The sequence below is a fragment of the Candidatus Kaelpia aquatica genome, from assembly GCA_030765335.1.
Taxonomy (GTDB): domain Bacteria; phylum Omnitrophota; class Gorgyraeia; order Kaelpiales; family Kaelpiaceae; genus Kaelpia; species Kaelpia aquatica.
On the sequence record JAVCCU010000026.1, the window covers coordinates 1 to 14,129 of the forward strand.

The window sequence follows — 14,129 nt, forward strand, 5'->3', positions numbered from 1 at the left end:
AAAGAGCAAGCGAGCTGGGTATTGCACCGGAAAGCTGTTATATTCCTCTGGGATATGTAGTTTCTAGTCACTTTGAAGGAACAGAATTATCAGATTTAGTTCTTCACGAAGATTGGATTGTTTCTAGGGATAATTATAGCTGGCTATTTGCAGAGTTAGGATATTTAACTGCTGTATTAGAGAAAAATGGATTTGATTATAGTGACTGGGGTGAGTTTAATATTATTGTTAATTCAGATGCTCGTGAAGTTAGGATAATAGATTTTGAAAATGCTCAAGTTAAAACTTCCAATGGAAATTTAGTGTTTGTAAAAGATGTCGCGTCACTTTTTACACAGATAAAAGTTTTGGTTGAAAATTTATTTGGAATTGATATTGGATTACGTAGAGAAATGATTCAAATATTTGAAACTGCTCATCTTGAAGAGATGGATAAGGAGATATAAGTTTTAATCTGTGTTTTAGCTCATCTTTAAAATAAAGCAATTATCGACCCACTTCTATTTGCCTCAATTCCGAGTATTACCCTCTATTGCCCGACACAATTTGGACACCAATTCTGGGTGTAAGGTGGTTTCAAACAGCCACAAAATAACCACAATGGCATTGCAAAAATTACCACTTAAAATCTACTGCTTATAAACCATTGCTATTCAAGCACTAGCAACGCATTAATTTAAATAATCCAGACATACACTTGACTGTGGCGAGAAGGCTCTCCCTTTAATCTTAATTAACCCTCTCAATTTGACTATTACTATATATATGGCATACTTTATAAAGAGGGGAATTGGTACAAAATATGGTAAACCTAAAGACCAAGGGGATTATTTTATTCATAATGGGGGTTGTTTTGTTTTCTTGTCCTGCTCAGGCACGACGGATAAAAAAGGATACTTTAAAATCCTCTGTTCAGAGATTATCAGTTTCTGAAGCACAGCAAGTGTTGTTGGGTAGCATAGTAACTATTCGGGATAATTTTCCACGCTTGATTGAAACTACAAGAGAGGGTCTTTTAATTTATGAAACTGAAGGGCTTGATGCTTTTGAAGAAAAAGTCTGGAGTGATATTCAGGAAGCAAATAAAACCATTAAGGATGCAATAAACAGGATAAATGCTTTAAGTGGGTATATTGGTTTTGAAGCAGATCCGTTACGTCAAATGGTTGATGAATTTTTACAAGATATTGCTCATGAGATGGAGACTGATAAAATTATGATTGGATTTGGTGGAGACTTTAGTTTTAATGTTACGTTTTCCTTAGGGTTGTCCGATTTAGAACACGCTCAATTTATTGAGGGATTAGAAGACATAGGCTATTATTTTCGTTCTCTAGAAAAAGGCTCAACTATGGATAGTACAGACTTAGAAAGCAAAGCTTTAAAAGGCCAGGAAGTACTTCAATCGCTGGGCATACATTCAGGAGCTCATTATCAAGGGCATTTAACTTTAGACGCAAAAAAGTTGGTGTTTGAAGATTTTATCCAATATTTAATTGTTGGTAGAACTGAAGCTGGAATAAATCAAGGAGGTGAATTTAGCGATCAAGATTCACAAAGACTAGAAGCGTTAATAAGAGAGAGACTAGATGTTTTTCGTCAGATACGCAGTGCATTGTTTAAAGAGTGGGCTGGTTTCTGCTTACAGAGCACAATGGTAAAACATAGGGGTGGTGTGGATGAGTTAAACTTTAAGCTTAATGCAACAATTGATTATTTGCCAAAATATTTGGAGGGAATGCGGAATGGAGGTTTAGATAACGCTGAACATGAAGAGCATTTTTTAAATATATTGCGTGTTTTTGCAAATTTAGAAAGCCCTGAATCATACCAAGCGTTTAATGATCTCAATACTTATATTGATTTAGTCAAAATGGGGATAGATTTTTCACCCCAAGATATTACGCCAGTGCTTAAAGAAAGAATTGAATATTTTAGAGGTCAAGTAGAGCAGAAAGGGCTTGATTATAAAATTGCAATTGGTGTTGAGGATGCGATTATAAATTGCGATCTAAATCAAATAGCTTTTATAGTCGATACTCTTATAGAGAATGCTATAAAATACACTCCTCAAGGTGCTGTAAGAGTAGCAGTAACTCAAGAGCATGGTGAAATCGGTGATATAGTAGGATTATCAGGAACTCCTACTTGTGATTATTTGGAAATTATCGTCGGAGATACAGGTATCGGAATACCCAAGGAAGATATTTATAAGGTTGAGCATAGAGGTTTTAGAGCTGGTAATGTTGGTGAGATAGAAGGAACAGGGGTAGGTCTTGATTTAGCATACAATATTATTGCGTCGAATTTACATGGATTTATGACTATTGTATCAGAGTTAAACGAAGGCACTTGCGTAGTTATCAGACTTCCAATAGTAAGTAGTCCGTAAGATTTTTAAGAGGCATTATGAAAAATACGCTTGTTAAGATGATTATTTTATTTATAGTGGGGACTATTTTATTTTCTTATCCTGCAGATGCGAGGAGGATAGGGACAGTAAAAATAATTAACTTAAGCCATGATTGGGCGCATAGTATGCCGCTTTACCAAGAGGCACAGAGATTAAAAGCAAAAGGTGATAAGGTTGGTTATTACATAGCGATGTTTAGACATTTACGATACGAATACATTGAAGATATGCCAACACCAATTCTTTCTTCATTTAATTATGGATATAAAGTTAGAATTAATTATTTCCAAGCAGTCTTAGGTATATTAGACAGAGCTGTTAATGAAGAAATTATAAAAAGAGATGTTCTTATCCAAAAAATTAATGAATTCGACGAGCGAGAGTGGGGTTTCGACAGAGGAGAGCGGACTACCAAGGAAGATATAGAATACGTAGACTCTCTGTTAGATGAAGTCATTATCTACCTTGAACAGATAAACAGTGCCACGAGTTATGGATATAGCATAGAGGAGGCCTGTGGATTTATGCACGCTATCATTGAATTAGATAGGCAGATGGAGCAACATATTGCTCAGGGAAATGAGGACCAGATTAAAGCTAACTCTTTTGAAAGAACAATATATGCATCAATTCTTTCTGGCGCACGGCATGAGTACTGGCTAGATAGATTTAGATTTCGGAAAAGTGCTAGCGATGAACGTCCAAGTGAGTTAATTCAATCAAATACTCCAGAGTTGGATTTTAAAGCAAGAACAAGTTTTATAGCGATTCTTCGTTTTGAACTGGGACTTGCACTTAAAGAAGGAGTTCTTGCAGGCGAAAGGATACAAAAGCTTGTAGATGAATTTAAAGCTCGTAAATTTAATGCCGGTAAAAAACTTCCGAAAATTGACAGAAGAAAGTGGACTACTCTAGATGAAATAACTTATATGAATGAGGTATTAGAAAAAGTTGTTACCTATCTTGAACAAGTAAACAATGCCATGGGTTATGGATATAGTCTCTCATGGGCACAAAACATAATAGAATTACTTGGTAATGTAAGAGATGGCGAGGCAGAAGTCCTTCCAAGCTTAGCTATAAGATACGAAGCGACGTTATCAGGAAATCTTCCTAAGCATACTTTATCAGAGTTTAGAAGTATAAAGGCTTATGACGATGTTCTTGTAGATGAATTTCTTCCTTCTGATGCAAAGCATAAGGCCAGAGGACGAGTCATTATTGGTATATCTCTTAGACTACAGAGAGCACTAAGAGAAGGTATTATTGTTGGCGATGAAATGGAAGCTCTCGTTAGAGAGTTTAAAAATAAAGAATGGAATTTCTCTGCTCATGAAGATTTATCTCCCGAAGACCCCAGAACATTTACAACACAAGAAGAGATTGATTATATAAATAAAGTTTTAGATACAGTTATAGTTTATTTAATGGAAAGATATGAAATTAATTAAATTACCAATTTTAATTTTAGCAGCAATTAGCCTGCTCTTATCCAATCCTGCAGATGCGAGGAGGATTATTACTCCTCAAGAGGGACGAGTAGCTGAAATAACTGAGGTAGTACAGTGGTATTCAGGAATGTACGACTATGTTATGTCTAATTATGAGCCAGATTCACTCCAGCATAGATTCTTTAAAGAAGTTCAAAATCCTAAGACTTGGGTTCTACATTCTGAATGGGGGCCGAGTTTAAAGTTAGATGAAATTGAGTATTGCGTAAGGATTTCTAAAATGACAATCCAAGAACTTTTAGAAGAATACAATGACCTTAATCCGGATCATTTTGTACATCAATATATAGGCCAAACATTGACACAGCTTGAGGGCCTTTATTTTCGGGAGCATTTATTAGGAAGAACCATAGGTAGGATTAATAGCTATGATGATACATTAGAATCAATGCCAGAAATTTTAGCTGCTGATTCATTTTTTGAAGAGGAAGCTTTGTTAGCTAAAAAAAAGATACTTCTATTTCGTGAATGGGCATATAGGCATTGGAATGGAAAACCAAAAATAGTTTCTAGCTTAATTTTTAATCTTTCTTCACAAGATAAGGTAGGCTTGCCTCATGATTCCGATTTCCCTAAAACAGCCTTGCAGGTGTTAAGCAATGTTGAACCAATAATACCAGGGATGGAGGGATATTATTTATTACAAGAGCCCAATGGTGCACTCCTTACTTTCTTAGTTGAGGAGTTAAAAAGATTACCATTCAACGATGAGGTTGGACAAACTATTCTTATGAGAGATGATGCAAAAGAAGTTATTGATAAACTAATAATATACATAGAGAGAAATATTGAAATAGTAGCTAATGGCGGAAAATGGAATGTTGATTCTTTTGATGAAATACGAGGTTTTTTTCAATCGGGATATCTAGAAACCTTCAAAAATGAGATATACGAAGATACTGATTTGGAAGGCATAGGTTATAATATCGATTTAGGAATAAATTATGGCGGTGGAATAATTGGAAATCCTTCTGAATTTCGTATTAAATTAGAAAGATATTGTGTTCAGCAGAATCCTTTTCGAGTTACAACAAACGGCTCGATGGATCTACATCTTCTTTCTGGAGCTATGGTAGTTGATTTAAGTGAGATGGTTTTATCACAACCCCATACTCCTTTCGTTCCTTAACTTTCACAAGTCAAAGTGGTTTCCAAGGGACACAAAAAGGGCACAATGGCACTGCAAAAATTACCAATCAGAATATAACTCTCCTAACTTGTTGATAATCAAACACTAACAACTAATTAATTTAAATAATCCAGACATGCACTTGACTGTGGCTCAAGTTGTCGCGGGTTCAAATTCCGTCGCTCGCCCGAAAACATTATTAGAGACGAGTATTTTAAAGTAAGTTTTATTCCTAAGATAAGATACTAACGTCACGCTAACGTCACAAAATGAAGCCGAAGATGTTCAAACCCTATAGTAGCATAACCACTTACAAAATATTAGAGAACGATTCTGGGTCTCGGCATTTTTTATTTTTAGATTTTAGATTTTAAATGTAGGTTTTTATTTTCGATATTGTTTTTGTTAAGATTAGATAGGGATTTTTATGTCTTAAGCAGAGATATGCGAGTCACCATATTGGCACAACATATCTAATTATATAATAAACGAATTGTGTTTTGTACATGTTTAATATCTCTCCGTTGCTCTTTTTAACAAATTCTACACGACCTATAATTTCATTTTTGGGTATTGTTTCGTTGATTTTATAATGTAGGTAAGCGTCAGTCTTGATCAGAAGAGCGTTTTTATTTTTCCGTATAACCCTACGTGCTATCCAACTACCTTTTTGATTTTTATATACTACTATATTGCCTGGTCTAATATTTTGCCAACCTACAGGTTGAATAAATAAAGTATCACCTTTTCTTATCCAGGGACGCATGCTATTGCCGTTTAATACTGCTGCTAGAAGTTTAGTTTCTATTCTCTCTATCAGCTTATTCTATATAAAATACTTACTTAAAGTAATTTGTCATCAGTTAATTATTGTTTATTAACTTAATTTAGATAGTTTCTATTTATATTTTTTTAAGAAAGAGATTGTAATGATAGAATGAGCAATATAAAACAAGGAGGTTTTAATATGAAGAGAGCTATAAGCATGTAACCTTCTAAATAAATTGTCATTGAGATAGTACCTTTCTTACCTTACAGGTGTTTCTTTATGTGCTATAATCCGTATTTACAGTCTTTTGCAGATGTTTATAGCTATAGATTAGGTGTGATTTTTGCCGGGGTAGCTCAGTCAGTAGAGCAGGGCTTTCGTAAAGCTCAGGCCAAGGGTTCGAATCCCTTCTCCGGCTTTGTTTTTATTTAGATAGGTCTTTATATAGAGAGGGAACCTCTGTCTTAGATAAATAGTTCCATCGCCAAGCTTCTTGAGCGATAGATTTAAGGTGAGATACTGAGCCGGGTTGATATTCTATCTTCCAGTCTCTAGCTGTACCTTCTTCGCTGAGCTCTCCAATAGGAGTATAAGGTGAGTTTAAAATGTTACGCAGGCTTTCTTCCTTAACATTAACTATTAAATTACCCCGTTTTAACAATGCGGTCCCTACATGTTCTCCCTGCTCTAAGCTCTCAGGGTCCAATTTCCAAAAATCTATTTTTACTACTCTGGAATCATCGAATTCTTCTACTATTAAATGAGTATTTCTTTGTATATCTATTTTATTTTTAGCCAAGCTTGCTAAAATATTAGCAACTTTGGATTGTTCAGCAGATATTAGGTTTATAAAATTTAGAATAGCCAAGTATATTGCTAAAAGGAATGCTATCGACAGTATGTTCAGTTTTCGTATCATTTGTTTTATATTAAATTTATTGTTTATTCTTGTCAACCTAGATTTTATTATATAATATCTTAAATTATGAAATATATTACCGTGATTGATTACAACATGGGTAACTTACACAGCGTATCCAAAGCTTTAGAGAGAGTTTCTGAATCTCGGGGGGTTGGAATTAAGGTAAGCAATGATAGAGAGGTTATATCTAGAGCTTCTGGCATTGTCTTTCCAGGCGTAGGTGCTTTTGGAAAGGGGATGGAAAATATCAAGAAGTTTGATTTGATAGATATTTTAAAAGGGAGGATTAAAGAAGGAATACCTTTTCTTGGAATATGCTTAGGACTTCAGTTGTTATTTACAGAGAGCGAGGAACACGGAAGCTTCAAGGGGCTTGATATTTTATCTGGGAAGGTTATGGGATTCTCTAGAGGAGTTAAGACCCCTCATATGGGATGGAATGATGTTAGCTATACAGGTAAGAAGCCAGATAAAGATTTTAGGTTATTTAAAAATATTTCAGATAGAGATTATTTCTATTTTGTTCATTCTTTTTTTGTTTTGCCTGATAATAAGGATATTATTATTGCAGAAGTTGATTATGGAAAGAGTATTGCTGCAGCTGTAAATAAAGATAATATTTATGGTGTTCAGTTTCATCCTGAGAAAAGTGGAGATTCTGGATTGGTTATATTTTCAAATTTTGTTGAAATAGTTAAAGGAGATTAAAATGCTGACTAAAAGAATAATACCCTGTCTTGATGTTAAAGGTGGGCGGGTTGTTAAAGGCATAAACTTTGTTAATTTAAAAGATGCTGGAGACCCAGTAGAGCAGGCCAAGGTTTATAACGCTCAAGGTGCGGATGAGCTAGTATTTCTTGATATTGCTGCCTCTTTTGAAGATAGAGGCCCTATGCTTGAAATCATAACAAAAACAGCTGAGCAGGTCTTTATCCCTTTAACAGTTGGAGGTGGGGTGAGGAGTATTGATGATATTAGAGAACTCCTTAAAGCCGGAGCTGATAAAGTCTCTATTAATACAGCGGCTGTTAAAAGTCCAGGTTTAATTAAGGAGTCAGCCGTTGAGTTTGGTAGTCAGTGTATAGTCGTGGCTATAGATGCTAAAAAAGAGGAAGAGGGTAGGTGGGAAGTCTATATCACTGGAGGAAGGACATCATCTGGTTTAGATGCTATAGAGTGGGTGAAAGAGATTGAAGAGCTGGGGGCAGGTGAGATTCTTTTAACCAGTATGGATAGAGATGGGACTAAAGATGGATATGACTTAGAGTTAACTAAAAAAGTAGTGGCTGCAGTCAATATTCCTGTAATTGCTTCAGGGGGCGCTGGAGAGCTCGAACATCTTTATCAAGCTTTCAATATTACAGACTGCGATGCTGTTCTTGCAGCTTCAATATTTCATTATGGTGAGTGTACAATCAAAGAGGCTAAAGAATATCTCAAAAGGAATGGAATTTCAATAAGACCTATTTAGAGATGTAGTCTAATATTGAGCTCGTTGCTCTAGCTACAGCTCCTTTGTCTCCTAGCTTGCCTTTAAAGTCGTTAAGTTTTTCTTTTAAGCTAGAACAATATTCTTCATCCGACAATATTTTTTCAAGATATTCTGTTAGGTTCTTGTGGTTGAATTTATATTGGATAAGTTCGGGCATTGCCTCTTCTTTTAATATTAGATTGACCATCCCAACATGCTTTATTTTAATCATTGGTTTAAGGATTAGATAGTTAATCAATGATGTTTTATATATTACAAGGAATGGGTTGCCTATAATGGCAGCTTCAAGAGTTGCTGTTCCTGAAGCTACTACTCCAACGTGAGAGTGGTACATTGCATTGTAGGCATTATCTGTGATTATCTTAAAAGAATTAGTGATACTCTGATCTAAATATTTTTTTAAGTGTTCTGGGATTAGTAGTAGAGCGTCTAATTCGTATTTTTTTGAAATTTCGGCCAGAGATTTTTTTATTACAGGCATATGTTTTTTAAACTCATTCTCTCTTGAACCCGGCATAAGGAATACCCTTCTTTTGTTTTTATCTAGTTGGTATTTTTCTAAGAATGCATCTCCTGTTAATTCAGATTTTATTGTATCTAGAAAAGGGTGGCCTATGAATTCAACTTCAACTCCGAATTTTTTATAAAAATCTCTCTCAAATTCAAAGAATACAAACATCTTATCGACATATCTTTTTATAATATCTATTCTTTTCTCTCTCCAAGCCCAAAGTTGAGGGCTGATGTAGTATATTGTTTTTATATTGAGTTTTTTGACCTCCTTAACAAGCTTGAGGTTAAATCCTGGGTAATCTATGAATATGACAGCCTCTGGTTGTTCCTCTTTGATCTTGGCTAATATCTCATGGAATAGTTTTTTAAAGAAAGAGATTTTCTTAATAACATCAAAAAAACCGACTATTGCGTTGGATGCCAAATCATAATATATGCATACTCCAGCAGAGCGCATCTTATCTCCGCCTAATCCATAGAATTGAATCTCAGGGTCTCTATCTTTTATTTCATTGACTAGGAGATTGCCGTGGAAATCCCCTGAAGGCTCACCTGCTATAACAAATATTTTCTTCATATTAGTTGCGGGAGATTATTCGCTCTATTTTTAAAGCTGTCTCTAAGGCTAACCTTGCATCCTCTCCGGATACTTCTGGTTGAGTCCTGTTTTTGACTGCATCTACAAAGCTTCTGAGTTCAAGTTGTAGAGGCTGCTCTTTTTCTATATCTATATGTTTTTTTTTGATCTCTCCATTAACCTTACGGTATATGTTAACTTCCTGATTCTGGTAGTCTAAAGATATGTAGCAGTTTTCTTTGAAAATTCTTATTTTGCGTAAGCTATCATCGGATACACGGGAAGATGTTATATTGCACACAGTCTTATTTTTAAATGTTATCCTGGCATTTGCTATGTCGGGATGATCAGTTATTACTTTTAATCCTGTTGCTTCAATTTTCTTTATTCTAGAAGAAACAAACTGAAGGATTATATCAAGATCATGTATCATGAGATCAAGAACAACGCTAACATCTGTCGATCTTTTACTGAAAGAGCCTATTCTGTGGCATTCAATAAATTTAATTTCACCCGGAATATCCTCTATTGCAGTTAGTGCCTTGTTGAACCTCTCTACATGGCCAACCTGTAATATTCGTGAGTTTTTTTTGGCAATTGCGATCAGGCTCTCTGCATCTTTAAGCTTTATCGTAATAGGCTTCTCTACCAGCACATCTACCCCGTTACTTAGAAACTCTTTTGCTATTGAGTAATGCGTTGAGGTGGGAGTGGCTATACTTACTGCGTCTACTTTAGAGAGCCCATCTCTAAAATCGTCTGAATATTCAGCTTTTAATTCAGATGCTAGGCTACGTGCTTTTTCTAAATCAATATCTGAAAGAAAACTTACTTCTACATCGGGAATCTGAGAGTAAATCTTACTGTGAAATGTCCCTAAATGTCCTATGCCTATAACTCCAACTCTTATTTTTTTCATCTAAAGGATTATAACTAACTTATAAAGAATTGGTCAATCGGTTTATCTTTTTAGCAATTTTAAATTCTCTTGTATTAGAGCAGGTGGTTATTTTAGAATTATAGAAGTGAAAAATATTTATCTTAAAGCCATCATTGCAGCATTTGCTCTTTTTATTCTATTTCAATATTTTAATCAACAGATTAATTATCCTAAGGTAGCTTTTGTTGAAGATGTTATTGATGGAGACACCATTCTGCTCTCTAGTGGAAAGATGGTAAGACTGCTTGGCCTAAATACCCCGGAGACAAAAATGAACATAAATGGAGAGTGGAGAGAGAAAGAGAGCTTATGGGGTGAGAGAGCCTATCTTTTCAGTAAGAACAATCTTAAGAACAAGAAGATCAGGATAGAGTATGACAGAGAGAAAAAGGATAGATATGGAAGGTTACTAGGATATGTTTTTTCAGAAGATAACTTTATAAATCAGGCTTTATTAAGCGAAGGCTTAGCTGTCATAGATGTAAGGTTCCCCAATTTTAAATATCTAGACCAACTATCCTCGAGCTTTAAAGATGCTAAAGAGCGTGGAAAGGGTATCTGGTCTGATTTAAAAATAATAGGGCCTAACGATCTGTCTGAATATGACGGGGAGATAGTTGCTGTTGAAGGGGTGGTGATTGATGTTTATAATAGTGAGGAGCTTCTGTTCTTTCTTTTGCCTTCTGAGTTTAAATTTGTTATATTCAAAAAGAGTTTGCCTTCTTTAAAAATTGAAGAAATGGTTGTTTTAAAAGATGAGATTATAAGAGTATCCGGCATGGTTAAAAGATATAAAAGTTCTTATCAGATGGTGATACACCATCCTTACCAATTGGAGGTTTTAAGATGAGAGATGTTGCGGTTGTTGGCTTAGGTCCCAGCGGTATGACAGCGGCTCTCTATCTCACTCGTTCTAAGTTGGATATTCTATGTTTTGAAAAGACATCTCCTGGCGGGCAGATTGTTATGACTGATAATATAGAGAATTATCCCGGTTTTCCTGAAGGCATATCTGGATATAAGCTAGCCGAACTTTTTAAAAAGCAGCTTCAGAATTATCCAGTTGAAATAAAGAGCGAAGAAGTTATCTCTATTGAAAAAAAAGATAATCTTATCGTTAAGACCTCTTTTTTTGACTATGAGGTGTTGAGTGTTATAGTCTCAACGGGAGCGTATCCTAGAAGATTGGGCATCAAAGGAGAGGATGTTTTTATTGGTCGTGGTGTTTCATATTGTGCTACATGTGATGCTAATTTCTTTAAAGGCAAGAGAGTGGCTGTATTGGGCGGGGGTGACTCTGCTATTGAGGAGGCTATATTTCTTTCCAAGTTTGTAGAGAAACTATATTTAATACATCGTAGAGATAGGCTGAGAGCTGTGGGTGTACTTCAGGATAAGATTCTAGCTCTTACTAATGTGGAGTTTGTTTTAGATAGTGCTATAGAGGAGATAGGTGGTGATTCTAAAGTAAATTTTATTCAGGTAAAGAATTTGAAAACCGCAGATAGTAAGAGGATAGATTTAGACGGTGTTTTTATTTTTGCCGGTTATACTCCAAATACTCAGTTTTTGAAAGAGTTTTTGCAATTAGATTCAGAAGGTTATATAATTGCTGCAGATAGTTTCAAAACTTCGATAGAAGGGGTTTTTACTGCAGGTGATGTAAGGAGTAGTTCTCTTAAGCAGGTTATCTCTGCTTCTGGAGAAGGTGCTCATGCGGCGGTTAAAGTTTCGAAGTATCTAGATAAGATAAAAGGGGTCTCTTATGATTAAACATTTTAAAGGAGGGTTAATATGCAAGAAGTAAATGTAGACAACTTTAAAAGCGAAGTCTTAGAATCATCTGCTCCTGTTTTGGTCGATTTTTGGGCTCCCTGGTGTGGGCCCTGTAAAATGATCAGTCCCATACTTGAGGAAGTGGCCGTTGGTTTTGAAGGTAGGGTTAAATTTTCAAAGCTAAATGTTGATGATAATACTCAGATAGCCACTGACTATGGAATTATGAGCATACCGGCGCTAATTCTTTTTAAAGAGGGAAGGCCGACTGCTCAGATTATAGGTGTTCAATCAAAAGAAGGAATAACTAAATTTCTTGAAACCAATGCTTAAGAAGCACCGCTTAAGAGTTTTTTAAAAGATAGAAGAGCGTAGTTAAGCTATTTTCTGGAAAGCGGCAGGTGTTTTACTATCTACACGACTTATCTCTGTGTTTTTCTATTGCTTAAAATTATTATAAAGAGAGTAAAATATTATTTATTCTATTCTTTCTTTGAATATTTGATTCAGAAACAGTCTCCTCATGAATAGTATTATACTTTCTTTTCCAGCTTTTAATTTTCTCTTGACAGGGCGCCATGTTGTTTATAGAATACACTCGGTGGTATAAAGTGGAGCAAAGTGGAATATGTTTTACGGAGAATACGAACACAGTCTGGATGAAAAGGGCAGAGTGGTCTTACCGGCCAAATTCAGGCAATTAGCCAAGAAGAAGATAATCAAGAAGTTTTACCTTACACGCGGTATGGAGAAATGCCTTTTTCTTTTCCCCGAGAATGAATGGAGAGGGCAAGAGGATAAGTTTAAAGCTCTTTCTATTATGAAAAAAGACGCTCGAAGTTTTAACAGGATATATTTCTCCGGAGCAACTGAGGTAATGCCTGATTCTCAAGGCAGATTTTTAATACCATCTTATCTGAAGAATTATTCTGAAATTAAGAGGGAGCTTGTTGTCATAGGAGTCTCAAGCAGGATAGAGGTATGGGCTAAGTCTAAGTGGGATGAATTTTGTGAAACACAACTTAAGAATTTTGAAGATATAGCCGAAAAGCTTATTGAGGAATGAATACTTTATTAAAAGAGGTAATTATGGATGAGAAAAACAGAGCCGAGCATATTCCTGTTATGCTGAATGAATCTATAGATTTTATGAATCTTAAAGCAGGCGATGTTGTAGTGGATTGTACTGTTGGTATGGGTGGGCATTCAGAGAGAATATTAGAGTGCATATTGCCAGGCGGTAAGCTCATTGCAATAGATAGAGACTCTGAAGGCTTGAAGTTGGCTAAAGAGAAGCTTTCTCGATTTAAAGACAGTTTCTATATTTTTAATGACAATTTTACAAATATAAAACAGATACTCCGTTCTCTAAATATAGAGAAGGTGGATGCGGTCTTATTTGACCTAGGAATATCCTCTTACCAGCTTGAAAGCGATAGAGGATTTAGTTTTAAAAGAGATGCATTTCTAGATATGCGCATGGATACCAGGAGCAAGTTGATAGCTTACGATATAGTCAATTACTATTCCGAAAGAGAGATTTCAAGGATTTTGAAAGATTTTGGAGAAGAGAGATATCATCAACGTATTGCGCGCGGGATCGTCTTGGCTAGAAAAGAGAAAGCGATAGAGACAACCAAAGAGCTTTCAGGGGTGATCTTAAAAGCAGTGCCGCACTCTTATACAAATAAAAGGATAAGCCCCGCTACGCGAACTTTTCAAGCATTACGTATAGCGGTCAACAGAGAATTGGAGAGCATCTTTACAGCAGTTAAGGATGCGATAGATGTTTTGCTTCCAGAGGGAAGGATAGTAGTGATAAGTTTTCATTCCCTAGAGGATAGAATTATAAAACGTACTTTTAGGGATTTTCAGAAAGAGGGGCATCTGCAGTCTCTTACTTCTAAGCCGCTGATTCCTTCTCCTCTGGAAGTTGATATTAACCCTAGGTCGAGAAGCGCTAAATTGCGTGTAGGTAAAAAATGTAAAAATTCAGATCTAAACTTATTTTTGAAAATATTTATGCTATGAACAGGAGTGATGTTTTTTATCTAAAAAATATTTTTGGAGTGTTCATCCTGGCTTTA

General features: G+C 35.5%; 14 protein-coding genes and 1 tRNA gene. 12 read left to right on the forward strand and 3 right to left on the reverse strand.

The genetic code is table 11. The features are described 5' to 3' along the window. From P9X27_04570 to P9X27_04590, 5 genes are all read left to right on the forward strand, one after another. Window positions 1-446 (forward strand): hypothetical protein (locus P9X27_04570; protein MDP8253658.1); only part of this gene is annotated, 446 nt, incomplete at its 5' end. A 356-nt stretch (window positions 447-802) separates the two neighbouring features. Next, a complete protein-coding gene (locus tag P9X27_04575; GenBank protein ID MDP8253659.1) occupies window positions 803-2,392 on the forward strand; it encodes a HAMP domain-containing sensor histidine kinase in 1,590 nt (529 codons plus the stop codon). A 17-nt stretch (window positions 2,393-2,409) separates the two neighbouring features. Further along, window positions 2,410-3,864: a hypothetical protein gene (locus tag P9X27_04580; GenBank protein ID MDP8253660.1), complete on the forward strand. Its 1,455-nt coding sequence runs from the start codon at window positions 2,410-2,412 to the stop codon at window positions 3,862-3,864. Further along, window positions 3,851-5,053 carry a hypothetical protein gene (locus tag P9X27_04585; GenBank protein MDP8253661.1) on the forward strand — a complete coding sequence of 401 codons (1,203 nt, stop codon included), beginning with the start codon at window positions 3,851-3,853 and terminating at the stop codon, window positions 5,051-5,053. The genes P9X27_04580 and P9X27_04585 overlap by 14 nt, the downstream gene beginning before the upstream one ends. A 1,114-nt stretch (window positions 5,054-6,167) precedes the next feature. Then, a tRNA-Thr gene (locus tag P9X27_04590) sits at window positions 6,168-6,240 on the forward strand. A gap of 6 nt (window positions 6,241-6,246) precedes the next feature. On the opposite strand, the gene P9X27_04595 is transcribed toward P9X27_04590, so the two are convergent. Beyond that, window positions 6,247-6,741: a hypothetical protein gene (locus P9X27_04595; GenBank protein MDP8253662.1), complete on the reverse strand. Its 495-nt coding sequence runs from the start codon at window positions 6,739-6,741 to the stop codon at window positions 6,247-6,249. Window positions 6,742-6,807: 66 nt separating this feature from the next. On the opposite strand from P9X27_04595, the gene hisH reads away from it, so the two are divergent. Beyond that, on the forward strand, window positions 6,808-7,452 hold the full coding sequence (hisH, locus tag P9X27_04600) for an imidazole glycerol phosphate synthase subunit HisH (protein ID MDP8253663.1): 645 nt from the start codon (window positions 6,808-6,810) through the stop codon (window positions 7,450-7,452). A 1-nt stretch (window position 7,453) separates the two neighbouring features. Next, window positions 7,454-8,215, forward strand: coding sequence for an imidazole glycerol phosphate synthase subunit HisF (hisF, locus tag P9X27_04605; GenBank protein ID MDP8253664.1), 762 nt, complete (start codon window positions 7,454-7,456; stop codon window positions 8,213-8,215). Here the strand turns inward: hisF and lpxB are convergent. Continuing rightward, complete coding sequence (lpxB, locus tag P9X27_04610) at window positions 8,208-9,326, reverse strand: lipid-A-disaccharide synthase (GenBank protein ID MDP8253665.1); 1,119 nt, start codon at window positions 9,324-9,326, stop codon at window positions 8,208-8,210. The genes hisF and lpxB overlap by 8 nt on opposite strands. 1 nt (window position 9,327) lies before the next feature. Continuing rightward, a complete protein-coding gene (locus P9X27_04615; GenBank protein MDP8253666.1) occupies window positions 9,328-10,245 on the reverse strand; it encodes a Gfo/Idh/MocA family oxidoreductase in 918 nt (305 codons plus the stop codon). A 106-nt stretch (window positions 10,246-10,351) separates the two neighbouring features. Here P9X27_04615 and P9X27_04620 point away from each other — a divergent pair, with 106 nt between their 5' ends. The 5 genes from P9X27_04620 (at window position 10,352) to rsmH (ending at window position 14,073) form a co-directional block, all read left to right on the forward strand. Beyond that, window positions 10,352-11,116 carry a thermonuclease family protein gene (locus P9X27_04620; protein ID MDP8253667.1) on the forward strand — a complete coding sequence of 255 codons (765 nt, stop codon included), beginning with the start codon at window positions 10,352-10,354 and terminating at the stop codon, window positions 11,114-11,116. Then, the gene (gene trxB / locus P9X27_04625; protein ID MDP8253668.1) at window positions 11,113-12,039 is read left to right on the forward strand and encodes a thioredoxin-disulfide reductase; all 927 of its coding nucleotides are present in this window, start codon (window positions 11,113-11,115) and stop codon (window positions 12,037-12,039) included. Before P9X27_04620 ends, trxB begins: the two co-directional genes overlap by 4 nt. A 21-nt stretch (window positions 12,040-12,060) precedes the next feature. Next, on the forward strand, window positions 12,061-12,375 hold the full coding sequence (gene trxA, locus P9X27_04630; protein MDP8253669.1) for a thioredoxin: 315 nt from the start codon (window positions 12,061-12,063) through the stop codon (window positions 12,373-12,375). A gap of 295 nt (window positions 12,376-12,670) precedes the next feature. Continuing rightward, a complete protein-coding gene (gene mraZ / locus P9X27_04635) occupies window positions 12,671-13,108 on the forward strand; it encodes a division/cell wall cluster transcriptional repressor MraZ (protein MDP8253670.1) in 438 nt (145 codons plus the stop codon). After that, entirely contained in the window at window positions 13,105-14,073 is a 969-nt protein-coding gene (gene rsmH / locus P9X27_04640) for a 16S rRNA (cytosine(1402)-N(4))-methyltransferase RsmH (protein ID MDP8253671.1), read from the forward strand. The genes mraZ and rsmH overlap by 4 nt, the downstream gene beginning before the upstream one ends. Window positions 14,074-14,129 lie beyond the last annotated feature (56 nt).

Bases quoted from the DNA above. Each gene is read 5' to 3' on its own strand.
- trxB (MDP8253668.1), top strand. From the start codon at position 11,113: ATGAGAGATGTTGCGGTTGTTGGCTTAGGTCCCAGCGGTATGACAGCG.
- mraZ (MDP8253670.1), top strand. From the start codon at position 12,671: ATGTTTTACGGAGAATACGAACACAGTCTGGATGAAAAGGGCAGAGTG.
- P9X27_04595 (MDP8253662.1), bottom strand. From the start codon at position 6,741: ATGATACGAAAACTGAACATACTGTCGATAGCATTCCTTTTAGCAATA.
- P9X27_04585 (MDP8253661.1), top strand. From the start codon at position 3,851: ATGAAATTAATTAAATTACCAATTTTAATTTTAGCAGCAATTAGCCTG.
- hisH (MDP8253663.1), top strand. From the start codon at position 6,808: ATGAAATATATTACCGTGATTGATTACAACATGGGTAACTTACACAGC.
- P9X27_04575 (MDP8253659.1), top strand. From the start codon at position 803: ATGGTAAACCTAAAGACCAAGGGGATTATTTTATTCATAATGGGGGTT.
- P9X27_04615 (MDP8253666.1), bottom strand. From the start codon at position 10,245: ATGAAAAAAATAAGAGTTGGAGTTATAGGCATAGGACATTTAGGGACA.
- P9X27_04580 (MDP8253660.1), top strand. From the start codon at position 2,410: ATGAAAAATACGCTTGTTAAGATGATTATTTTATTTATAGTGGGGACT.
- hisF (MDP8253664.1), top strand. From the start codon at position 7,454: ATGCTGACTAAAAGAATAATACCCTGTCTTGATGTTAAAGGTGGGCGG.
- rsmH (MDP8253671.1), top strand. From the start codon at position 13,105: ATGAATACTTTATTAAAAGAGGTAATTATGGATGAGAAAAACAGAGCC.
- trxA (MDP8253669.1), top strand. From the start codon at position 12,061: ATGCAAGAAGTAAATGTAGACAACTTTAAAAGCGAAGTCTTAGAATCA.
- lpxB (MDP8253665.1), bottom strand. From the start codon at position 9,326: ATGAAGAAAATATTTGTTATAGCAGGTGAGCCTTCAGGGGATTTCCAC.